Annotated in this window: 22 protein-coding genes; 8 read left to right on the top strand and 14 right to left on the bottom strand. The window is 63.7% G+C overall.

Going from position 1 to position 22,400, the window contains the following annotated elements; translation table 11 throughout:
* Positions 1–2: 2 nt before the first annotated feature.
* From I2H36_RS05295 to I2H36_RS05285, 3 genes are all read left to right on the top strand, one after another.
* Complete coding sequence (locus I2H36_RS05295; protein ID WP_196262828.1) at positions 3–854, top strand: SDR family oxidoreductase; 852 nt, start codon at positions 3–5, stop codon at positions 852–854.
* A 91-nt stretch (positions 855–945) separates the two neighbouring features.
* Positions 946–1,944 (top strand): magnesium transporter CorA family protein, encoded by a 999-nt coding sequence (locus I2H36_RS05290; RefSeq protein ID WP_196262827.1) that lies wholly within the window; start codon positions 946–948, stop codon positions 1,942–1,944.
* Positions 1,945–1,953: 9 nt separating this feature from the next.
* A complete protein-coding gene (locus I2H36_RS05285) occupies positions 1,954–2,703 on the top strand; it encodes an SOS response-associated peptidase (protein WP_196262826.1) in 750 nt (249 codons plus the stop codon).
* A 257-nt stretch (positions 2,704–2,960) separates the two neighbouring features.
* On the opposite strand, the gene I2H36_RS05280 is transcribed toward I2H36_RS05285, so the two are convergent.
* Complete coding sequence (locus I2H36_RS05280) at positions 2,961–4,211, bottom strand: class I SAM-dependent RNA methyltransferase (protein WP_246718663.1); 1,251 nt, start codon at positions 4,209–4,211, stop codon at positions 2,961–2,963.
* Positions 4,204–4,932: a TlyA family RNA methyltransferase gene (locus I2H36_RS05275; RefSeq protein WP_196262824.1), complete on the bottom strand. Its 729-nt coding sequence runs from the start codon at positions 4,930–4,932 to the stop codon at positions 4,204–4,206. The genes I2H36_RS05280 and I2H36_RS05275 overlap by 8 nt, the downstream gene beginning before the upstream one ends.
* A gap of 106 nt (positions 4,933–5,038) precedes the next feature.
* Here I2H36_RS05275 and I2H36_RS05270 point away from each other — a divergent pair, with 106 nt between their 5' ends.
* Positions 5,039–5,752, top strand: coding sequence for a superoxide dismutase (locus I2H36_RS05270; protein WP_196262823.1), 714 nt, complete (start codon positions 5,039–5,041; stop codon positions 5,750–5,752).
* A gap of 158 nt (positions 5,753–5,910) precedes the next feature.
* Here the strand turns inward: I2H36_RS05270 and dxs are convergent, their stop codons facing one another.
* The gene (gene dxs / locus I2H36_RS05265) at positions 5,911–7,818 is read right to left on the bottom strand and encodes a 1-deoxy-D-xylulose-5-phosphate synthase (RefSeq protein ID WP_196262822.1); all 1,908 of its coding nucleotides are present in this window, start codon (positions 7,816–7,818) and stop codon (positions 5,911–5,913) included.
* 482 nt (positions 7,819–8,300) lie between these two features.
* Here dxs and I2H36_RS20405 point away from each other — a divergent pair, with 482 nt between their 5' ends.
* Positions 8,301–9,464: an O-antigen ligase family protein gene (locus I2H36_RS20405; protein ID WP_196262821.1), complete on the top strand. Its 1,164-nt coding sequence runs from the start codon at positions 8,301–8,303 to the stop codon at positions 9,462–9,464.
* Positions 9,465–9,473: 9 nt separating this feature from the next.
* Positions 9,474–10,676 (top strand): glycosyltransferase family 61 protein, encoded by a 1,203-nt coding sequence (locus I2H36_RS05255; RefSeq protein ID WP_196262820.1) that lies wholly within the window; start codon positions 9,474–9,476, stop codon positions 10,674–10,676.
* Positions 10,677–10,688: 12 nt separating this feature from the next.
* Here I2H36_RS05255 and I2H36_RS05250 read toward each other — a convergent pair whose 3' ends face one another.
* The 9 genes from I2H36_RS05250 to ygfZ all read right to left on the bottom strand — a co-directional run bounded on the left by I2H36_RS05250 (position 10,689) and on the right by ygfZ (position 19,848).
* Entirely contained in the window at positions 10,689–10,937 is a 249-nt protein-coding gene (locus tag I2H36_RS05250; protein WP_196262819.1) for an exodeoxyribonuclease VII small subunit, read from the bottom strand.
* Between the two features lie 35 nt (positions 10,938–10,972).
* A complete protein-coding gene (locus tag I2H36_RS05245; protein WP_196262818.1) occupies positions 10,973–13,666 on the bottom strand; it encodes a DUF2339 domain-containing protein in 2,694 nt (897 codons plus the stop codon).
* A 49-nt stretch (positions 13,667–13,715) separates the two neighbouring features.
* On the bottom strand, positions 13,716–14,234 hold the full coding sequence (locus tag I2H36_RS05240) for a tyrosine phosphatase family protein (protein WP_196262817.1): 519 nt from the start codon (positions 14,232–14,234) through the stop codon (positions 13,716–13,718).
* A gap of 209 nt (positions 14,235–14,443) precedes the next feature.
* Positions 14,444–15,037 carry a YfbR-like 5'-deoxynucleotidase gene (locus tag I2H36_RS05235; protein ID WP_196262816.1) on the bottom strand — a complete coding sequence of 198 codons (594 nt, stop codon included), beginning with the start codon at positions 15,035–15,037 and terminating at the stop codon, positions 14,444–14,446.
* Entirely contained in the window at positions 15,037–15,645 is a 609-nt protein-coding gene (locus tag I2H36_RS05230; RefSeq protein ID WP_196262815.1) for a DNA-3-methyladenine glycosylase I, read from the bottom strand. The genes I2H36_RS05235 and I2H36_RS05230 overlap by 1 nt, the downstream gene beginning before the upstream one ends.
* A gap of 56 nt (positions 15,646–15,701) precedes the next feature.
* Positions 15,702–16,193: an aminoglycoside 6'-N-acetyltransferase gene (gene aac(6'), locus I2H36_RS05225; RefSeq protein ID WP_425523274.1), complete on the bottom strand. Its 492-nt coding sequence runs from the start codon at positions 16,191–16,193 to the stop codon at positions 15,702–15,704.
* Positions 16,156–16,812, bottom strand: coding sequence for an FMN-binding negative transcriptional regulator (locus tag I2H36_RS05220; protein ID WP_196262814.1), 657 nt, complete (start codon positions 16,810–16,812; stop codon positions 16,156–16,158). Before I2H36_RS05220 ends, aac(6') begins: the two co-directional genes overlap by 38 nt.
* 103 nt (positions 16,813–16,915) lie before the next feature.
* Complete coding sequence (locus tag I2H36_RS05215) at positions 16,916–18,856, bottom strand: hybrid sensor histidine kinase/response regulator (RefSeq protein WP_196262813.1); 1,941 nt, start codon at positions 18,854–18,856, stop codon at positions 16,916–16,918.
* Positions 18,857–18,969: 113 nt separating this feature from the next.
* Positions 18,970–19,848: a CAF17-like 4Fe-4S cluster assembly/insertion protein YgfZ gene (gene ygfZ, locus I2H36_RS05210; protein WP_196262812.1), complete on the bottom strand. Its 879-nt coding sequence runs from the start codon at positions 19,846–19,848 to the stop codon at positions 18,970–18,972.
* A gap of 77 nt (positions 19,849–19,925) precedes the next feature.
* Between ygfZ and I2H36_RS05205 the strand changes: the two genes are divergently transcribed.
* Together I2H36_RS05205 and I2H36_RS05200 are read left to right on the top strand one after the other, a co-directional pair.
* Positions 19,926–21,260, top strand: a complete 1,335-nt coding sequence (locus I2H36_RS05205) for a dihydroorotase (RefSeq protein ID WP_196262811.1) — start codon at positions 19,926–19,928, stop codon at positions 21,258–21,260.
* 15 nt (positions 21,261–21,275) lie between these two features.
* Complete coding sequence (locus I2H36_RS05200; RefSeq protein ID WP_196262810.1) at positions 21,276–21,527, top strand: hypothetical protein; 252 nt, start codon at positions 21,276–21,278, stop codon at positions 21,525–21,527.
* 36 nt (positions 21,528–21,563) lie between these two features.
* On the opposite strand, the gene I2H36_RS05195 is transcribed toward I2H36_RS05200, so the two are convergent.
* Both I2H36_RS05195 and I2H36_RS05190 read right to left on the bottom strand, forming a co-directional pair.
* Positions 21,564–21,956, bottom strand: coding sequence for a VOC family protein (locus I2H36_RS05195; protein ID WP_196262809.1), 393 nt, complete (start codon positions 21,954–21,956; stop codon positions 21,564–21,566).
* A gap of 36 nt (positions 21,957–21,992) precedes the next feature.
* Complete coding sequence (locus I2H36_RS05190; protein WP_196262808.1) at positions 21,993–22,385, bottom strand: VOC family protein; 393 nt, start codon at positions 22,383–22,385, stop codon at positions 21,993–21,995.
* Positions 22,386–22,400 lie beyond the last annotated feature (15 nt).

The raw sequence follows: 22,400 nt of genomic DNA, 5'->3' as shown, positions 1-22,400 counted from the left end.
CCATGAGCCTCAACGGAAAAACCCTCTTCATCACCGGCGCCTCGCGCGGCATCGGCCTTGCCATCGGGTTGCGTGCGGCGAAGGACGGCGCGAACGTGGTCATCGCGGCCAAGACCGCCGAACCCCATCCCAAGTTGCCCGGCACGATCTATACGGCCGCGCAGGAGATCGAGAAGGCTGGCGGCAAGGCGCTGCCGCTGGTGGTCGACGTGCGCGACGAGGAGGCGGTGAAGGGCGCGATCGCAAAGACGGTCGAGACCTTCGGCGGCCTCGACATCGTGGTCAACAATGCCAGCGCCATCAGCCTCACGCCGACGCCACAGACCGACATGAAGCGCTTCGATCTGATGCACCAGATCAACACACGCGGCACCTATATGGTGTCGAAATACGCCATTCCGCATCTGGAGAAGGCCGAGAACCCGCACATCCTCATGCTCTCGCCGCCGCTGGACATGAGCGAGAAGTGGTTCGCCCCGCATCTCGCCTACAGCATGGCGAAATACGGCATGAGCCTCTGCGTGCTGGGGCTTGCGGGCGAGTTGCGGGGCAGGGGCATTGCCGTCAACGCCTTGTGGCCGCGCACCACCATCGCGACCGCTGCGGTCAAAAATCTGCTCGGCGGAGATGCCCTCGTTCAGGCCAGCCGCACGCCGGAGATTCTGGCCGATGCAGCCTACGCAATCTTCCAGAAGCCCTCGAAAAGCTTCTCGGGTCATTTCCTCATCGACGACGTTTTCCTGCATGGGGAGGGTGTGAAGGACTTCGAGAAGTACCGGGTCGACCCGACACAACCCCTCGCGCCGGATTTCTTCGTGCCTGACAGCACACCGCCTCTGTCATCCTTGCGTTAAGCCCACAATCCATAGTTATTCTGGCGCTAACAGACTCTCCTCTCTCTTGTGGGGAGGGGGAAGAATTGGTCGTGAAGGGGCAAGAACGCGCATGATTCTGATCCACAGGCCAGCAGCGCAGGCGACGGGACCGGCTGGTCAGTCCCTCGACCGTTACGTCCTGCCGCCGGGAACCCCGATTCCCGGCGATGCCCTTTGGATCGACCTGATCGAGCCGACCCGCGAGGAGGACAAGCTCGTCGAGGCTCATCTCAGCATCGAAATCCCGACCCGGGAGGAGATGGCCGATATCGAGCCGTCCGAGATCCTTTATCACGAGAACAATGCGCGCTACATGACGGCGCGTGTCCTGTGCAGTTCCGAGACGGACACGCCGAAGCTCCTTGACGTGTCCTTCATCCTCACCGAGCGGGCCCTCGTGACCGTGCGCTATGGCGAGCCGCGCTCCTTCAGCATGTTCATGGCCCGCGCGGGCAAACCAGGCGGATGCCGGCATCAGCCGGAGGCCGTGCTCGACGGGCTGATCGAGACCATCATCGACCGCGCGGCCGAAATTCTCGGAACCGTGGGCTCGCGCATCGACCGCCTGTCGCAGGCGATCTTCGAGAACGAGCGGCAGGGAGCTAAACGTGCCGCATCCTACCGCGCTGCCCTGAAATCTATTGGCCGCAAGGGCGACGTCATCTCGAACGTGCGCGAGAGCATGGTGTCGGTGGAGCGCATGCTGCTGTTCTTGTCGGCCAGCATGCCGCGACCGCAGAAGACGGCGGGCTATCAGGCCGAATGGCGCACGGCCCTGCGCGACGTGCAATCCATCGAAGAGCACGCGACGTTCCTGTCCAACAAGATCCAGTTCCTGCTCGATGCGACGCTCGGCCTCGTCACCATCGAGCAGAATGACATCATCAAGATCTTCTCGGTCATGTCGGTGATCTTCCTGCCGCCGACGCTTGTCTCCTCGCTTTATGGCATGAACTTCAAGTTCATGCCCGAGCTCGAATGGGACTTCGGCTATCCCTGGGCGATTACCCTCATGATCCTCGCCGCAGCGCTGCCCTATCTCTACTTCCGCTGGAAACGGTGGCTTTAGGAGGATCTCATGTGCGGACGCTATGCCATTAGCCTCCCACCCGAAACCTACCGGGAGTTCTACGGCTATTCGGAACAGCCGAACTTTCCCCCGCGCTACAACGTGGCTCCCACCCAGCCGGTGCCCGTCGTGCTGGAGGATCGGGGCGAGCGGCATTTCATGCTGGTGCGTTGGGGCTTCCTGCCCTCATGGGTCAAGGATCCGAAGGATTTTCCACTGGTCATCAACGCCCGCGGCGAGACCCTGCAAACCAAGCCGACCTTCAGGAATGCATTGAAGCGCCGACGCTGCATCTTCCTCGCCGACGGCTTCTATGAATGGCGCCGGGACGGGAAAGAGAAAACGCCGTTCCTGATCCGCCCGCGCGACCGCAGGCCGATGCCGCTTGCAGGCCTGTGGGAAACCTACAGCAGCCCTGACGGCGGTGAGATCGATACGGCGGCCATCGTCACCACAGACGCCAACGGCACGCTGTCTGCCGTTCACGACCGCATGCCGGTGATCCTCTCGCCGGACGACATCGGAGCCTGGCTCGATGTGCGGGATGAGCGCGCCGACGTGATGCGCTTGGTACGGCCGTGTCCTGACGAGTGGCTCGACATGGTGCCGGTCTCAAGCCGGGTGAACAAGGTCGAGAACGACGACTCGGGCTTGCTGGAGCCTCTTACGCAGCCGGAGCCTGCGCCTGTGGCCGAGAGAAAGCCTAAGGCCAAGAAGCCGCTCTCCAGTGATGAGGATGATCAGGGGAGCTTGTTTTAGCTTTTCAGCACATTCATCCCGGACGGCGCAGCCGATCCGGGATCGGGTGCAGAATAGAACGCGGGTTTCCCTCCCCCTTGCGGGGAGGGGGCGCTGCGAAGCAGCTGGGGTGGGGGTGCCGGCGCTGGACTGGACCAGGGTAGCGCTCACCCCCACCCCCAACTCCTCCCCACTAGGGGGAGGAGGGTTCCCGCGCCACACTGATCCAGCGGTCCCTGATCTTCGCTGCGCTTCGTCCGGGATGACGCTTATGAGGCTCACCGCCGCTTCTTCACCACATCGCGGCGCAGGATGCCGACGACTTCCAGGTGCGGCGAGTGCTTGAACTGATCGACAGGGGTCACGCGCTCGAGCCGATAGCCGCTGTCCATCAGGATGGCCGCGTCGCGGGCGAAGGTGGCGGGATCGCAGGAGACGCTCACCACAAGTGGCACTTTCGACACGGCAATCTGCTTCACCTGCGCCTCCGCTCCGGCGCGGGGCGGATCAAGGACCACTGCGTCGAAGGCATTCAACTCCGGTGTCAGCAGCGGGCGGCGGAAAAGATCGCGGGCCTCCGTCGAGATCCGGCGAAGACCCGGCGTAGCGCGAAACGCCTTGTCCAATGCCGCCATCGAGCCCTTGTCGAACTCCACCGCATGCACCTCAGCCTTCTCGGCAAGCCGCAGCGAGAAAGGCCCCGAACCGGCAAAGAGATCGCCCACGCGCTTGGCCTTCGCGCAGGCCTCCATCACGAGTCCAGCGAGCACCTCCTCGCCGCGCTGCGTCGCCTGCAGGAACGAGCCTGCGGGCGGAATCACGGAGGCGCGGCCCATGAGGATCGCGGGCGGGCGGCGCTCCACGACCACGTCGCCATGGATCGACAGACGTGAGAGATCGAGCCGGCCTGCAAGGTCGATGAGGCTCAGGCGCTCCGCATCCTTCGTGGGGCCATGTCCGCGCACGTCCACGTCGAAGCCGGTCTGCGTCTGCGTGATCTGGATGTCGAGCGGCTTTCGCGGTCCCTTCAGGTGCTCGCCGATGGCGCGGGCGATGCCGGGCGCCTGATCCTTCAGGCCGGGCTCCGCGATGGGGCAGAACGCGATCTCGACGATCTGGTGGCTACGCGGAGCCATGTAGCCCACATGCATGGCGCGATCGGGAAAGCGCACATGCAGCGTCACGCGCCGCCTTCCCTCGCCATGGGCGTCGATGAGCGGTTCGATGGGCGCCTCGATCCGTGCCTGACGCAGGGTGTGAGCAAGGATCTCCTGCTTCCAGGACTGATAGAAGCCGTGCTTCATGTGCTGCGTGGCGCAGCCGCCGCAGGCGTCGAAATAGGGGCAGAACGGCGTCTCGCGCTCGGGCGAGGGGGCATCGACGCTCAGAAGCCGCGCATGCGATCCGTCGCGCTCGATCGTCACGATCTCGCCCGGCAGCACCTTCGGCACGAAAACGTGCTCGCCAGCGCTCTCGGCGATGCCGTCGGCTTTCGCGCCGAGGCGCCTGATGGTGACCTGTTCAGCCAATGCGGGCTCCCAACAAAAATTCGCGGTTACCATCACCGCCCTCGATGGGCGAGGGGATGAGCCCCATGACCTCGAAGCCGAGCGAAGCCACGAAGGCTCTCATATCCTCGCACACGGCACGATGCACAGCTTCATCGCGCACGATGCCCTTTTTCACGTGATCGCGCCCGGCTTCGAATTGCGGCTTCACGAGAACGGCAAGGTCCGCGCGGGGTTTCAGTAGGGCGACGGCGGCCGGCAGCACGAGCTTGAGCGAAATGAAGCTCACATCCGAGACGAGAAGATCCGCCGGCTGCGGAAGGAGGTCCGCATTCAGCGCGCGGGCATCTGTTCCCTCCAGATTACTCACACGCGCATGGCCGGCGATGGTGGGATGCAGCTGGCCATGACCGACATCCACCGCGTACACATGCGCTGCGCCCCGGTTGAGCAGCACCTCGGTGAAGCCGCCCGTGGACGCCCCAATATCGAGGCAGACCTTGTCCTTCGGATCGATTTGAAACACGTCGAGCGCCGCTGCCAGCTTCACGCCGCCGCGGGAGACGTAAGGGTGCGGCTGCTCGGCCGTGATCACAGCCCCCTCCGACACCGTGTCGGACGCCTTGCGGACCACAGTGCCATTCACGGTCACGAGGCCGGCGGCAATCGCCTCCTGGGCCCGGGCGCGGCTTGCGAAGAAGCCGCGCTCGACCAGAGCCACGTCGGCGCGCTTGCGGGTCATCAAGGTCTCACATCCATGTGCGTTCACGATCCTTTCATGGGCAGGAACCAGGCCCGGCCCTAGATCATCTTTCGTTCACAAGTCTCTCATAGCCAATGGAGATCCCATGATCAGCCGTCGCCATCTTCTGACAGGCGCTACCCTGCTTGCTGCCAGCGCTGCCATTCCCCGCGCCTGGGCGCAAGCCCCGTCGGGTCCTTTCAAGCTCGATCCCTTGCCCTATGCGCCCGCCAAGAACGAGCCTCATATCGACGCGCAGACCATGGAGCTTCACCATGGCAAGCACCATGCGGCCTATGTGACCAACCTCAATGCGGCGCTTTCCCAGAATGCCGAGGCGGCCAAGCTGCCGCTGCACGAGATGCTGGCGAAAATCGGCGAGCTGCCGGAATCGATCCGCATGGCCGTGCGCAACAACGGTGGTGGCCATGCCAACCACACCATGTTCTGGCAGATCATGGGCGGCCAGGGTGGCGAACCTGCAGGCGAGCTCAAGAGCGCAATCGATCGGGATCTCGGCGGCCTTGCGAAGTTCCAGGAGGACTTCAATGCGGCCGGCACCCGGCAATTCGGGTCGGGCTGGGTCTTCATGACCGTTGCCCGCGATGGCAAGCTCGGCCTGGTCACCAGGCCCAATCAGGATACGCCGCTCATGGACGGGCAGCGCGTCCTCATGGGTAACGACGTGTGGGAGCACGCCTATTACCTCAAATACCAAAACCGCCGGCCGGATTACCTGAAAGCGTGGTGGAACGTGCTCGACTGGAACCGGATCGGTGAGCGCTACGCCGCCGCGAAGGCCGGGACGCTGGCGATTTAACCAAGACTGTCATTCCGGGGCCGGATAGCGGAGCCCGGAATCCATAATCACGAGGTTGCAGAAATCTGCAATCGGCGTTCTGCTTCTTTTTGTAGCGTTAGCGGTTATGGGTTCCGGGCTCGGCCTGTGGCCGTTCCGGAATGACAGCGGAGGTGCTGTTAAGCCCTGACCTTCCGCGTCTCTTCTTGTCCAAGCGCCTCGAACACCTTGGTCACGATGCCGGCGGCATCGAGGCCGGCCTTGGCATACATGCGCTCCGGCTTGTCATGGTCGAGATAGACATCAGGAAGGACCATGGAGCGCACCTTCAGGGTGCCGCGATCCAGGGCGCCTTTGTCAGCAAGAAGCTGTAGCACATAGGAGCCGAAGCCGCCCACGGAGCCTTCCTCGACGGTGATCAGCACCTCGTGGTCGCGGGCCAGCCGCAGGATCAGCTCCTCGTCGAGGGGCTTGGCGAAGCGGGCATCGGCCACGGTGGTTGAGAGGCCTCGCGCTTCCAGTTCCTCGGCCGCCTTCAAGGCCTCGCCAAGCCGGGTGCCGAGCGACAGAATGGCGATGCGACTACCTTCCTTCATCACACGGCCTTTGCCGATGACGAGCGGCACGCCCTGCTCAGGCATGTCGACACCAACGCCTTCGCCACGCGGGTAGCGGAACGCGATGGGGCCGGAATCATACGCCGCGGCGGTAGCCACCATGTGAACGAGTTCGGCCTCGTCGGCTGCTGCCATCACCACCATGTTCGGCAGGCAGCCGAGATAGGCGACGTCGAAGGAGCCCGCATGGGTGGGGCCGTCCGCACCCACGAGGCCTGCCCGGTCGAGGGCGAAGCGCACGGGCAGGTTCTGGATCGCCACGTCGTGAACCACCTGGTCGTAGGCCCGCTGCAGGAAGGTGGAATAGATAGCGCAGAATGGCTTGTAGCCTTCTGTGGCCATGCCGGCGGCAAAGGTCACCGCATGCTGCTCGGCAATGCCTACATCGAAGGTACGGGTGGAGAATTCCTTACCGAAGAGATCGATACCCGTGCCGGTCGGCATGGCAGCCGTGACGGCGACGATCTTGTCATCTCGCCTCGCTTCCTTGATCAGGCTTTCGCCAAAGACCTTGGTGTAGGCAGGGGCATTGGCCTTCGCCTTGGTCTGGGCGCCTGTGACCACATCGAAGGTGACGACGCCGTGATACTTGTCGGCCGCTTCCTCCGCCGGCGCGTAGCCCTTGCCCTTCTTCGTCACCACATGGACGAGGATCGGACCGGTCTCGGAATCGCGGACATTCTTCAGGATCGGCAGCAGGTGGTCGAGGTTGTGACCGTCGATAGGCCCCACATAGTAGAAGCCCAACTCCTCGAACATGGTGCCGCCGGTCCAGAACCCGCGGGCGAATTCCTCTGCCTTGGCAGCCTTGTCGTAGAAGAACTTCGGCAGCTTCTTGGCCAATTGCTTGGCGGTCTCGCGCAGGCCCCGGTAGGCCCCGCCGGACACGAGACGGGCGAGATAGGACGACATGGCACCGGTGGGCGGCGCGATCGACATATCGTTGTCGTTGAGGATGACGATGAGGCGCGAATGCATGGCGCCGGCATTGTTCATCGCCTCATAGGCCATGCCGGCCGACATGGCGCCATCCCCGATGACGGCGATCACATTGTTGTGCTTGCCCTCCAAGTCCCGCGCGACGGCCATGCCAAGGCCGGCTGAGATCGACGTGGAGGAATGGGCGGCTCCGAAGGGGTCGTATTCGCTCTCCTGGCGCTTAGTGAAGCCCGAAAGGCCATCGGCCTGGCGCAGGGTGCGAATTCGATCACGGCGACCCGTGAGGATCTTGTGGGGATAGGCTTGGTGGCCCACGTCCCAGATCAGCCGGTCGCGGGGAGTATCGAACACGTAGTGTAGCGCCACCGTGAGCTCGACCACGCCTAAGCCTGCCCCGAGGTGTCCGCCCGTGACGGAGACCGCACTGATCGTCTCGGTCCGCAGCTCATCGGCCACTTGGCGGAGCTGGCTCTCGGGCAGATGACGCAGATCGTCTGGGGTCTTGAGGGTGTCGAGAAGGGGTGTGGACAACGTTTTACTCGCCAAGCTTCGACCGAAGGCCAGACAAAGGAGATAGGGGCTTAACTGGGGAGGGTCAAATCGGAAACCTCGTTCCATCTGCCTAGTCATGGCAACTTAACAACTGCCAAGGTGGTGGCAACCTGTCGCACTGAACACCGGCGGAGCCAAAGATGGCTTGGAGTCACTGTTCTCGAAGCCGTTTCATAGGTTAAGCTTCAGATATAACCCTGAGGATGCCTACGGATCTGTAAGCCGGGCGAGGTCATAGGCCTTTGCTCGTCATGCCTGAAGGTCACAGCGAGTTCACAGTTGGTTGAAAACACGGAATCGAAGTGCTAGACGGCGATCATTCCCGAAATATTGTTCCACGCCCTCATGGATATCAAAGTCTGCCGGTTCTGATGACTTTAGGCGCCTCCCGACTCAGCCTACCCACTGCCCTGGCCCGTAAGCACCTTGCCGATCATGGGCGGGTTCATGCGCTGAGCGTTGTGGCATTCGTTCTCTTCGTTATTGCCATCTTCTTCGCCAGAGGCGGAAAGGCCCCGGGTCTATCTGTCTCGCCTATATTTGCCGGTGCGCTCCTGGCCTTCGCCAGCGGGATAGTCGCGGAGACGCTTCGGAGAAATCTGTGGCTTTGGCTCTCACTCGGTTTCCTGTTAGCCTGGCAGGCAGCAGGCGCCCTGTTCGGCGACATGCCTCGGCCGGTCTCCGACTATTCCAAAATCGGATTGCTGGCCGCGTTCTTCCTTTTCGCCGCGCAGACGTCTCGGGTCTTAAGTACCCGACAGATCCTCTGGATTATCGCCGGCATCGGGGCAGCAAGCGCCTTCCTGTCGATCATCATTCATGTTCTGAAAGCCCCGCATTTCATGGACCGCATGATCCCCTTCGGGCGGGGCGGCAATCCCATTCCCGGTGCTGGTGCGCTCGCCAGTGCCCTGATCGCCACAGTTGCTCTGTGGAGGGATGAAATGGGCAGGAACCGGAAGACCTTTGGTATCCTGCTTATGCTGGCGGTGCCGTTGGCTGCCGGTCTCGTCCTGACCCAGAGCCGGGGGCCACTCGTCGCTCTCTGCCTGGCACTGCCACTTGCTTTCATGCTTGAACGGCGCGGCATGCTTGTCGTGCTTATGGCCTGCCTGGCAAGCTGGCTCATCGTAACAGGCCTCGTCATCTTCGAGCCGAACATCAAAGCCATCATTTGCGGCAGCAACAGCGACTGGTGCCGGCCCTCAAACCGCAACGAAGTATGGGAGCGGGTTCGCGATCAGATCGCGCTTCATCCGATTCTGGGCAGCGGACCTGAGTTTCGATTTCCGTTTGAGTGGTTGAGCCATGCCCATAACGGTCTTTTCGGCATCGCCTTGTATTTCGGTCTCGGCGGCCTCGTGGCATCCGCCTTCATGGCTGCAGGCTATGCCCGGTGCCTGACCCGAGGGATGGACGAGACCCTGCGCTTCTTCGGTCTTGCGTCGCTCATCTTCTCGTTCGGCTATATGGGAGCCGACCTGCCGAATCCCTTCGCGTTCTTCAACACGCATTATTTGTTTATGTGGTTCCCTATCCTGCTCGTCCTGGCGCGTGATAGGTCCTCAATCAACGTCAAGGCGACGTCTGCGGCTCCGGTGCCAAGCTTCGCCCAACGCATTTAACGGATCGCGATGGCCCGACATCATTCCGCCCTTCACCGGACCTTTGATCTCAAGCCCATCGCGTTCCGCGTGATGAAGGGGCTCACGGGCTCCAGTGCGACGTTGCGGAAGGCCGTTTCGTTCTTTCCCGATTTTGGTTGGCCCGATGACGGGAAGGTGAGGCTCGTCGAGGACAGCATTCATCCTTTCCGGCTGATGCAGGGCCGGTACGATCGGCAGCGCGCCTTCGTCAGTCAGCACAATGTCGATGTGATGAAACCGTCCTGCCGGTTCACGGATCAGAATTCCGCCCGTCGGGTGGCGGCCTTGCTGTCAGGCATCCTGGTTCCCGGTCATACCCTGACCCCTGTCGATGCGGCCACGGGCCGGCAGTTGTCCTTCGACACGAATGCGGACAGCAACTGGAACTTCGCGTTTCCGGCACCGACAGCTTTCCACACGCGCCGCGTGAGCGGGGTCGTTGCGGCAATTCCCCCTTACTCCCATTACGGCCATCTGCTCACCGATGTTCTGATGCCCCTGTGCCATGCGCTCGACCGTGGTGCGGTGCCTCAAGGGGAAACCCTCACCATCGCCACGGCGCGCTCGGTCAATCCGCTGGTCATGAGTTTCATCGAGGGCCTGCACCGCAAAGGCCTTGCCATCGATCATGTGAAGCTTGCGCCCTGGGAACGGATCCAAGCGGATTCCTACCTCTACGCGCGCACCCATTGCTGCAATGTCGAGAGGCTTTTCGCGACACCCGAGGCAATCGGCTTCGCCCGCTCAGTGTTCGAGGCCGCGTACAAGGATCGACAGCTCCCCGAGCCTGCGCCACGCATTTATCTGACCCGGGGTGACACGCGCCTGCGCCGGGTGGACGGAGAAGCCGCCCTGATGGAGGGGCTGCGCAAGCGCGGTTTCCAGATCGTCCAGGCATCCTGGTCGAACCACCACGAGCAAATGCAGTGGTTCGGCGAAGCCCGGATCGTCATGGGGGTCCATGGCGCGGGCCTTGCCAACATCCTCTGGGCTAAGCGCCAGCCTCTGCTCATCGAGCTGATGGCGCAGAACGGGCGCAAGAGCACGGGTCTGCATTGGGCCGCCGAAGTCGGCGCCAGCTATGAGCCGGTGATCGGCGGGCCCGAGGGACAGAAGCAGGCCTTCGCCATTGATCCCGATGCCGTGCTCCAGGATGTCGACGCGGCCATCGAGCGGAGCGGCGCCGCCTGATCTTTCAGTGACTTAGTTATCGACGTCCAGCGGAGCCGTGCCTGAGGCAACGCCGTCCGGGCCGATGGTGATCCTCTCGATCCGGGCCTCGGCCTTCTTCAGCAATTGCTCGCAATGCTTCTTCAGGGCCTCGCCGCGCTCGTAGATCGCAATCGAGTCCTCAAGGGGCACGTCGCCGCGCTCGAGGCGCCGCACGATCTCCTCGAGTTCGGCCAGAGCCTTCTCGAAGGGGAGGGTCTTGATGGAGGCGGTATCGGTCATGCGGCTATCCGTCAAATCTCGAGGCTAGGACAATGTCACGATGGGATTGCGGCGTTGCTGGGTCGATGGGCGAGGAGTCTTTGATAGACGAGACCGATGCCGATGAGAACAAGGCCGAGGCCAATAAATGACAGGGCGCGCATGACGCCCTCCAGATTGGCCAGGTCGACGATGAACACCTTCAGCACCGCCAGCACGAGATAGGCCGCAGAAGCCAGGCGGGCAAAGCGGTTGTCGCGGGCGAGCCCCGAACCGAGCAGCAGGATGCCGGTGACCAGCAGGGCCAACGAGTAGGCCCATTGCTCGCCCTGGGTGAAGTCGCGCCATATAGCGATGTCAGGTCCGGCAAATAGCCGCCGGATCTCCAACCCGACATAGGCAGAGAAGAGCAGCAGGCTCAAAATTGCCGAGGACAGGCTGTAGAAGCGGGGGCGGGAGCGCCGCTCGACCAGGGCCAAGCCGGCAGCCAGCAGGGATGGCAGCAGATAGGCTGGGATCAAGGCATTGAACACTGGCCCGCCGAGGATGGTATCATCCGTCAGCAGCGGGTTCTCGATGAGGAGGAGCCCTCCGGCGCAGAGCGCCAGCGAGGCAATTTTGAAGATCAGGGAGCCCCAGCGGTAAACCGGGTCTCCACGCCTGAGGTCCAGGCGCGTCAGGAGGATCGCGAAGACGAGGCTCTCGGTTGCAACCAGTCCGACCTCGAGGAGATCGGTCGTGAGTGCCAGTGGATCTCCCGCCCGGAGAGCGTGGCGGATCTCGAAGAAGACCAGGAAGGTCGCGAAGACGAGCCCCAGGCTCTCGGTCAGCTGGACGATTCTGCCACGACCGGATCGCTCTAGCAGCCGGCTTGCGGCGAGAAAGGCCAGGGCCGGGACGCCGTAGCCCCAGAGGAGCCAGTTGATCAGGACCGGGCCGGGATCGCCATTCACGATGGTCGGGTTGGCGATCAGCCGCCCCAGAACGATCAGCCCGATGGCGCCGACTGCGTAGCGCAGGGCGGGCAGAGCTGCTCGATCTGCAACCCAGGCCGTTCCCAGAGCCGTCAGGGCGAAGGCGACCGTCAGCATCCCCTTGTCGAGGGCGAAGGTCAGGCCGAGGGCAAGTGCCGCCAAAGCAGCCGAGGCGGTGGCCCCGAGGGCCAGCCGGATCGGAGCGCCCTCCGCACCGTCCTGGCGGCTGAGCCAGCGGGTAGCGGCGATGAAGGCCAGAGCCAGTCCGCCGGCGATCAGGGCAAAGGACAGGCTCCGCTCCAGGTGCGCCACCCGCCAATAGGCTGCCACGAGGGCGAAAAGCGGGCCGATGGTGGCGGCTCCCACGTACCACGCAGTCGCGGAGAGGCGCAGGTCTGGCGAGCGCACCAACCGGAGGAGGGCGGTGCCGGCGATGGCTGCAGGGGCAAGGAGCGCGAGGGCGAGATAGACTTCGAGCGCATGCGGCCGCACCGCGAAGACATCACCGCTCTGGTAGAAGAGGTTTTCCGGCGTGCCGCCGAGATCGGCCCGAATGGGCCAGACCAAGAGGGCGCCGACACTGGTCAGGGCTGCCCAAGCAGCAACTGGGGCCGCCGGGGCGAAGCGGATGCCTGTCGCCAGGAGGACGAGCACCATCGCGGCAACGAAGAGCGCGCGCCCGTCGCCCGCCGCAACCGTGCTCGACACTGCGACAGCGGCCACCGCGAAGGCCAAGAGAACTACGCTGGCCGCCCGGTCGATCATGCTCTCGGTATCGGGGACATGGCGGTAAGGCAGGGCCGCCAGGAAGAACGCAGCCAATGCGGTCTGGATCACCAGATGTACCATGGCCGGCAGGGCGTCCTGCGCGTCGAGGACAAAGATCAGGAACGTCCAGATCAGCACGCCGGTCGCGGCCGCCAAGGCAAGCCAGCGCCACAGGCGCAGGCGCGCGACGCCGTAGGCGGGCAGCACCACGAAGGCGAGATAGATCACGAGGGCCCAGGGCTGGGGCTCGTCGGATGAGACGAGGAGCGGGCTCCCCATAGCGCCGAGCAGGCCGAGCGCGGCCAGGATGGGGCCGTGCAGAGTGGACGCGGCCATGGTCAGGACCGCGATCACGCCCAGGACCACGAAGGCAGCTGCTGGGCCGATGAGGCCATAGAGCGCGTAGGCCGCATAGGCCGCCGCAAAAGCCCCGCAGGTTCCTGCCGCCGTGAGGATGCTGGGTACATTCGCGCTGGGAACGACCGGCAGGGCGATGCTGCTCTCCCGGCGTCGCAGCCATTCACCGGCCCCGATCAGCATAAGGGCGAACATCCCGCCGAGCATGATGCGGGTGGCGGGGCTCAGCAGGTTCTGTTCGATGGAGTAGCGGACGAGGAAGATGCCGCCGAGGGCCAGCGCAACGCCTCCGACCCAGACGGCCCAGCGGGAGCCGAGCGTCGCCTCGAAGTCCCGGTCGGGAGAAGCTGGCTGTGGGGCCGGCGGTTGCATGGCTGGAACCGATCCCGCCGGTCGGGGAGCTTCGGCTTGCGGCTCCGGGAGCAAATCCGGTGCGGGAACCTCTTCTGGAGGAGCTTCAGGAGCTTGCTGCTCCGTCGTGGAGGCTGCCGGTCCTGCCTGCGCCCTGGCGAGCCGCAATTCGCTCTCCAGAGCCGCGACGCGTCCCTGCAGGAGCATCAGCTTGCTGCGGGCCGAGAGGCCAAGAACAAGGCCCGCGATGGCGCAGACCGGAATGCCGAGGGCCAGCAGGACGAGGAAGGGGATCTCCAAGGGATGGCCTCAGTGTTCGTGACAGGCTGATTGTCCGAAACGGAATCGGCTAGCTACCGTTAAGCTGTAGCATGAAGGGTGTCCCCTCCATAGCCTCGGCCCCACGACCGATGGAGCGGATCGCGTCGACCATCCGGCCTTGGCGGCCGAGAAGATCGTCGGCGAGCGCAACGAACCGGGCGTTCGGGGTGGCGCTGGGGGCGGCTGCACGCAAGGCGAGGGCAATGGAGGTTTCGTCCCGCTCCGGCGCCAGGGCGCAGGCCGCGATATAAGCGGCAGCCGTTGAGCGGCTGATCCCGGCCCAGCAATGCAGGACGAGTGGGCTTTCCCGGCCCCATGCGCGAACGAACGAGAGCAACTGCTCCATGTGCTCCGCACCCGCCAGCACATGGCCGTCGAGCGGCTCCACGATGTCGCTGACGCCGATGAAGAGATGACGCTCCGCTGCGATGCCGGTAAGGCGAGGCACCTCGGCCCCGACCCCCATGAGGCTCACCACATGGCTGGCTCGGGTTTCGGCCACGGTGGCGTGCAGGCGGGACAGGGGGCAGACGTGAAGGGTCGGCATGGGCTCGGTCTCGGAGGTGGTGAAGAGGCTTACAGGATTCGGGTTGGCAGCATGAATTGAAGTGAGATGTCATTCCCGGCCGGAGCGCAGCGGAGGGGAAGGGGATCCATAGCAATGAGGGTGTGACTGGATCCCCTTCCCTCGCTGACGCTCGCCGGGGATGACACCCTGGCCGTCATGGCAGGCTTTAGATCAGATGAGACTGTGCATCACTTCGCCAGCGCCGCCGTCACCTTCTGGTGATAGTGCTCCTCGGCTTGCGCGACAGGCCAGGGCTCCAGAAGGGTCAGCACCGTGCGGGGCAGGGGATCGGGCCGTCCGAAGACCTTGATCGCCTCTTCGCGTCCGAAGCCTGCGAGATGGGTCGCTTCGAGGAAGGCTGCCTGCCGGTCCGCTTGCTTGATGAATCGCTTGAGGGCCGCAGCGGGTTGGGCAGGCAGGCCGAAATGCAGGTGAATGGCCGCGAGCAGGCCCGCTTCGATGGCCTTGTAGGCATCGCCGATCACCGCCTTGAAGGGCGAGATGATGTCGCCGATCACGTATTCGGGCGCATCGTGCAGGAGCACTGCCAAGCGCCACTCGCGGGACATGTCCGGATCGAGGTGACTGGCAATCGCCTCGACGAGAAGCGAGTGCTGCGCGACGGAGAAGATGTGTCCGCCCACCGTCTGCCCGTTCCAGCGGGCCACGCGGGCAAGCCCATGGGCGATGTCGTCGAGTTCCACATCGAGGGGCGAGGGATCGAGCAGGTTGAGACGGCGGCCGGAGAGCATCCGCTGCCAGACGCGCGGTTCCTTGGCCATCAGCGCATCTCAGCCAATGCCGCACATTCCGCGTGGCGATAGCAGCCGGTCAGGTGATCGTTCGTCATGCCCACCGCCTGCATGAAGGCATAGACGATGGTGGGCCCGACGAAGTTGAAGCCTTCTGTCTTCAGCGCCTTCGAGATCCTGCGCGAGACCTCGGTCTCGGTTGGCACGTCCTTGCGGGTTTTCGCATTTGTCTGGATCGGCCGGCCATCGACGAAATCCCAGAGAAAGTTTGAAAAGCCGCCGCGCTCCTGAATCACGAGCCAGGCGCGGGCGCCCGCAATCGTCGCCTCGATCTTGGCGCGGTTGCGCACGATGCCAGGATCGAGCATCAGTGCCTCCACCTGCGCCTGATCGAACCGGGCGATCACGGCCGGGTCGAAGCGAGCAAAAGCGCTGCGGAAGTTTTCGCGTTTGCGCAGGATGGTGATCCAGGACAGGCCCGCCTGGAAACCGTCGAGAATAAGCTTCTCGAACAGCGCTCGGTCGTCGTACTCGGGCACGCCCCATTCCGTGTCGTGGTATTCCACATAGAAGGGATCCGTGCCGGGCCACCAGCAGCGGGATTTGTTGTCGGGATGCAGGATCAGTCCGTCGCTCATGCGACCTGTGTAGCGGGAGTGCCGAAAAACGGGAAGATCGCTCCTGACGAAATACGTCAGGAGCGCGACAGCCGCTTCCGATAATACACGACCCGCTCCGTCTCCTCGAAGCCGAGCGCCTTGTGCATGCCCTGGGACGCGGTGTTGTCGAGGAGAACGTCGGAGGCGAATTCGCTGCAGCCGAGGCTCCGCGCCCAGCGCTCCACCGCCCTGCACAGCAGCCGGGCAAGGCCCCTCCCGCGGTGCTCCGGCTGCACGTAAATCCCTTCGAGAAAGGCCACCGGTGAGGTGGCGCAGCCGTTCACGTAGTCGTGGCGCAACGCCGCTTCGGCAAAGCCCGCCGGCGTTCCATCGGGCAGGCGCACGAGAAGCGCGATGGCTTCCTTCTGGTCCCAAAGCATGGCCTGAGCTTCGGAGCGGTGATCGTCCTTCGGCCCCTCCGGCCACAGGGCATGCCTCATGGCAACCCATTCCTCAAGGGTCTGCAGGACGCAGGGCTCAACGCGCGGTTCAAGATTGTCGGCCACCGGGCAAGGCTCCTCGCGCATCGACCAGATCCGCCATGTGCCGCGAGGCATCGTCCTCGGCAAGGCGCAGGCCCTCCGCGACACCCTGACGGTCGGCCTCCGACCGATTCTGGCTCACCTTCCACTTGCCCTCGATCCGGGTGATCTCGATCTCGATGCCGATGATCCCCTTGAGCTGCGCCGCCACGAAGGGAGCCGGTGCGTCAGTCACATTCCAGGGCTCCGGCCGGGCGACTTCCTGCACGTCCGTCATGGCGGTAATCTGCCGGAGGAGCCAATCCGTATCGTCAATGACGCGCATGCGGCCATAGGCCTGCACGACGGCGTAGTTCCAGGTCGGCACCACCTTGCCGTGCTCGCGCTTGGCTGCATACCAGGACGGGGTGATGTAGGTCTCGGGCCCCTGGAACACGACGAGAGCTTCCTGCGACGCGTCGAAATCCTGCCACTGGCCGTTCGCCCGAGACAGATGGGCCTTGAGGGTTCCCTGGGGCGAGGCGGAGGCGTCGAGCACGAAGGGAACGGGATTGGCCACGAGCCCCGCGCTGCCCAGCGTCACGAGAAGCCCAAGCGGATGGGCTCTGATGAGGGCGTGCTGAACCTCACGATTGTCCTCACGAAAGTGGGGCGGCTGATACATGGCATTCCCGGCTCGATTCTGTCGGGATGCTAGCGGGAAGCTTTTGCCGGCACCAATCAAAATTGCCGATGCCGTCCATCACTGAAGGCGATGACCTGTATGCTTAAGAACGGAGCATCCGCAGCTTGTCGGCAAGCTCCGTCCAGCGGTAGGGCTTGCTGATGAAGGAGACCCCCGCACCCAGGCCCTCGGAGGGCAGGGCCGACATGGGATAGCCCGAGGCCAGCAGGATCTTGAGGTGGGGGCGCAACTCGCGCGCCTTGCGGGAGAGTTCGACGCCGTTCATGCCATTGGGCATGATCACGTCGCTGAACATCACGTCGATCGCAGCATCGCCTTCCAGAACCGCAATGGCCTTTTGCGCATCGGTCGCGGTCAGCACGTCGTAGCCGAGGCTGTCGAAGATGTCGCTTGCCACTTCCAGCACGGCAGGCTCGTCCTCGACGATCAGCACGGTGCCCGCGCTATCACGTCCCGGATGCTCGGTCCTGTCTTCGTCCTGCACGGGCTCTTCCCCGTTATCTTGAGCGGGCAGCAGCATCGTGATCGTCGTTCCGCGGTCCGGGGTGCTGTCCACCTTCACGTGCCCGCCCGACTGCGTGACGAAACCATAGACCTGGCTTAAGCCTAAGCCCGTGCCCTTGCCGACCTCCTTGGTGGTGAAGAAGGGCTCGAAGACGCGCTCGACAACCTCGGGCGCCATGCCCGAGCCGGTATCCTCTACGGCGATCGAGACATAGGGACCCGGGCTCAATTCCGCCGAAACCCCTTCGTTCTCGCCTATGGTCGCGTTGCCAGTCGTGATCGTCAGCATCCCGCCATCCGGCATCGCGTCCCGCGCGTTGACGATGAGATTGAGGAGGGCCGCCTCGAATTGCGGCGCATCGACCGAGATCGACCGAACGCGTGGTGCAAGCGCAAGCTTCAACTTGACCCGTTCACCGCAGGCTCGGCGCAGGATCGCCTCGAAGCCTCCGATCAGGGTGTTCGGATTGTGCAGGGCAGGCTGGAGGGGCTGACGGCGGGAAAAAGCCAGCAGCTGCTGCGTCAGCTTCGAGCCGCGTTCGGCCGCGCGCTGGGCGCTCTCGATCAGCCGCATGTCGCGCGCATCGCGGGTGTTGCGGGTGAGAAGATCCAGGCTGTTGACGATGACGGTCAGCAAATTGTTGAAGTCGTGGGCGACGCCGCCCGTGAGCTGCCCGACGGCCTCCATCTTCTGCGACTGGAACAGGGCCGCCTGAGCCTGGGCCAGGGCCTCCTGCGCCTGCCGGCGCTCGGTGATGTCGCGGGTGATCTTGGCAAAGCCGATGATCTCGCCCATGTCGTTCCGGATCCGGTCGATGACCACATGGGCCCAGAAGCGTGTCCCGTCCTTGCGCAGGCGCCAACCTTCCGCCTCGAACCGGCCCTCGCGGGCTGCCGTCTCCAGGGCCCGCTTGGGCAACTCGGTCGCCTTGTCCTCGTCGGTGTAGAACTGTGAGAAATGCGCGCCGAGAATCTCGTCGTGAGAATAACCCTTGATCCGTTGCGCGCCCGCATTCCAATTGGTAACGCGGCCCTGCGGATCGAGCATGTAGATGGCGTAATCGGTGACGCCCTGGACCAGAAGGCGGAAGCGCTCCTCGCTTTCCTTCAGGGCTTCCTGCGCTCTCTTCCGTTCGGTCAAGTCGCGGGTGATCTTGGCGAAGCCGATCAGGTTCCCACGGGTGTCGCGGATCGGGTCGATGACCACATGGGCCCAGAACCGGGTGCCATCCTTGCGCAGGCGCCAGCCCTCGGCCTCGAACTTGCCCTCGCGGGCCGCGGTCTCCAGGGCGCGCCGCGGCAATTCGGTGGCCTTGTCCTCATCTGTATAGAATCGGGAGAAGTGCTCGCCGAGAATCTCGTCCTGCGTATAGCCCTTGAAGCGCTGCGCGCCGGCATTCCAGCTGGACACGATGCCCTTCGGATCGAGCATGTAGATTGCATAGTCAGTGACGGCATCGACCAGAAGCTGGAAGCGTCCCTCTTGGGGCGTCGAGCCGGTCCCTTGCACTGCGTTCATCAGAATCCCCCAGCGGACCCAGGCCAGCTCTTGCTTCAGTCCGATCTCGGGTCGATTGGCTGTAACGATTTCGTGAGGATTTCGTTCCGCTTCAAGCTTGGCTTTTTACCGGCTCAGGACGCGGCGTGCTGCTCGCCCGGGAAGGCAAACCTCACCCAGGAGGGCTTTTCCAGCAGCACCGGGATGCCGCCGGCCCGGATCGTCTCGCCGGCTTTGAGGGCATCCTCCGCCCGGTCGAGGCGGATCATCACGAGCCCGCGCCCTTCAGCGCCGGTGCCTGTCTTGCCCAGAAGCTTCTCGCCAGCCATCACCTCAACGCCGAGATCCGCCGCGAAGCCGCCCTCGTAGACGGCCGGGACGATCCGGGTGCGGGCCGTGCCGCGATGCTGCATGCGGGAGACCACCTCCTGGCCCACATAGCAGCCCTTGTCAAAATCAACTCCTTGGAGCTGGTCCATGAGGGCCTCGTGCGGGAAAGCGTCTCCGAACAGGAAGTCGCGCCCGCCCTCGGGCACGCCGAGAGCGATGCGGTGGGCGTGATAGGCTTCCGCCGGATCCTTGGCGAATTCGCCCGAGTCCTCGGTCGCCACGATGGCGCGCCAGCCCAGCGCCGGCAGCCGGGGATCCGCCACGACGAGACCGGCCTCGTCATCCGGCTGCGGCGCATCCCAGCCGGCCACAAGGTCGAGCGAATCGGACAGGTCCTCGACCACGACCTTCGCCCTGAGCTTGTAAAAGCCGAGGCGTTTGGCGAGGTCGGGTCCGTAGACCCTCAGGACATCGAGATAATAGGCGCCGCCGATCTCCTCCGGGGCCTGGAAAACCAGGAAGTCGAACAGGATCTTGCCCTGCGGCGTCAGCAGGGCGCCGAAGCGCGCCGTGTGCGGTGACACACGGTCCAGGTCGCAGGTGATGAGGTTGTCGAGAAAAGTCTTGGCGTCCTCGCCCGAAACCCTTACCACGCCCCGGTCGGCCAGATGGACTGACGGCATGTGCCCCGCTCCGATTGCTTTAAGCTCGATGCCTGACATATGCCCCTTCCGCAGCGGCCTCAAGGGATGAGATTGCCATGCCCCAAACCTTCGACCTGATCCTTAAAGGCGGCATCGTGGTGAACCACGACGGGCGCGTGGAGCGCGACATCGGTGTGCGCGGCGGAAAGATCGCCGCCATCGGCGACCTGTCGCAAGCCTCCGCCGCGCGGGAGGTCGACTGCCGGGGGCTGCACATCCTGCCGGGCGTCATCGACACCCAGGTGCACTTCCGCGAGCCCGGCCTCGACCACAAGGAAGATCTCGAATCGGGCTCCCGCGCCGCCGTCATGGGCGGGGTCACGACGGTGTTCGAGATGCCCAACACTGACCCGCAGACTACGACGCCCGAGGCGCTCGCCGACAAGGTGCGGCGCGGCCACCATCGCATGCATTGCGACTTCGCCTTCTGGGTCGGCGGCACCCATGAGAACGTGAACGATCTGCCCGAACTGGAGCGCCTGCCGGGCGCTGCCGGCATCAAGGTGTTCATGGGCTCGTCCACCGGCTCACTGCTCGTCGAGGATGACGAAGGCATCGCCAATATTCTTCGCCGCACCCGCCGTCGCGCCGCTTTCCACTCCGAAGACGAGGCAATGCTGCGCGAGCGCAAGAACCTGCGCGTCGAGGGCGATCCGCGCTCGCATCCCGTGTGGCGCTCGGCCGAAGTGGCGCTCGCCTGCACGCACCGCCTCGTGCGCATCGCCCGGGATACCGGCGCGCGCATCCACGTGCTCCACATCACCACCGCCGAGGAAATGGCGCTTTTGAGAGAGCACAAGGATCTCGTGTCGGTGGAGGTGACGCCGCATCACCTGACGCTGGTGGGACCGGAAGATTACGAGCGCCTCGGCACCTACATCCAGATGAACCCACCCGTCCGCGACGAACTCCACCGCGCCGCACTCTGGCAGGGGCTCGATGAAGGCATTGCCGATATCCTGGGCTCCGACCACGCGCCGCACACCCGCGCGGAGAAGGACAAGACCTATCCCAACACGCCGTCCGGCATGACTGGCGTGCAGACCCTCGTGCCGATCATGCTCGACCACGTGAATGCCAGCCGCCTCACGCTCGAGCGCTTCGTAGACATGACGAGTGCCGGCCCCAAGCGCCTGTTCGGCATCGCCGGCAAGGGCCGCATTGCGGTTGGCTATGACGCGGATTTCACCGTGGTCGATCTGAAGCGCGCCGAGACCATCACCAACGACTGGATTGCATCCAAATCGCAGTGGACACCCTACGACGGCAAGAAAGTCACCGGCTGGCCCATCGGTACGGTCGTGCGCGGCAACGTGGTGATGTGGGATGGATCGCTGGAGGCGCCGTCGCAGGGTGAGGTGGTGCGGTTCGAGGAGACGCTGGGCGGTTAATCTGCGGGAGTGAAGATGGACATCGTGGTTGGTGGACGGCGCTATACCACACTGCTTTGCAGTGACGTCGATGCCGATGGAATGTATCTTGAACTCAGGGAGATCACTGATGAAGGGCAGCCTGCCGTAGCCGACATCTTCTACTCAGATCAAACTCATGACATGGCTCTCAGCGCCTATCGCGAGAACATACCGCTAGAACTTATTGAGTGGCTGATTCAACAAGCTCGAGAAAGGCTCATTCCTAGAGCAACGACAAATGATTGAGGTCGTCTGAGTCCGTTCTCGTATAAGGTAGTGGATTTACTTCACCCAGGCCATGTTCTGCAGCACGACACGGTAGCCATCAGGGTCCTCGAACGTCACGCCCAGTTCATCCCAATATGGATTGAAGGATGGCACTGGAGAATGTCCGTTGTCGCGCATTCTCTGCACCGCAGCCTCCCATTCGCTGCGATCCGGCAGGTAGAAGACGAGCAGGTTGTCTTCGGTCGGGGCACGGCCGGCTTGATGACCGCGCAGGGATGTGAACTCCAGGTGCCACATGGCCTGGGGATGCCCCAGCATTCTGCCCTCGAAGCCATCCGTTTCGTCGAACGAGGCAATCACCTGGAAGCCAAGGCCATCGCGGTAGAAGCGCACAACCGCCTCAAGGTCATCTGTCGGCCGCGCCACGCGGAGCTTGAGATTTTTCATCAGCACATCCAGCTTTGATGCTTCAGCATGCGAACTCTACTTCACCCATGCTGTATTCTGCAGCACGATGCGGTAGCCGTCAGGATCCTCGAAGGTCGCGCCGTCCCGATCCCAGTAGGGATTGAACGAGGTGACGGATGAATACCCGTTGGTTCGCATCCGTTCGACGGCGGACTCCCATTCGGCACGATCGGGCAGGTAGAAGACCAGCAAGTTATCCTGCGTGGGCGCTCGTCCCGCTTGAAGATCGCGATAATACGTGAATGCGAGATGCCACGGTGCTTGCGGATGGCCCAGGATTCTACCGGAGAACACATTCTGATTGTCGAAAGCGGCGATGAGCTCGAAGCCCAAGCCATCGCGGTAGAAGCGTATGACTTCTTCAAGCCGGTTCGTGGGCCTGACCACGCGGAGCTTGACATCTGTCATGCGCCGACTTCCCGC

The sequence above is a fragment of the Microvirga terrestris genome (assembly GCF_015694425.1).
Lineage (GTDB): Bacteria > Pseudomonadota > Alphaproteobacteria > Rhizobiales > Beijerinckiaceae > Microvirga > Microvirga terrestris.
This window is presented reverse-complemented; position numbering and strand designations above follow the sequence as displayed.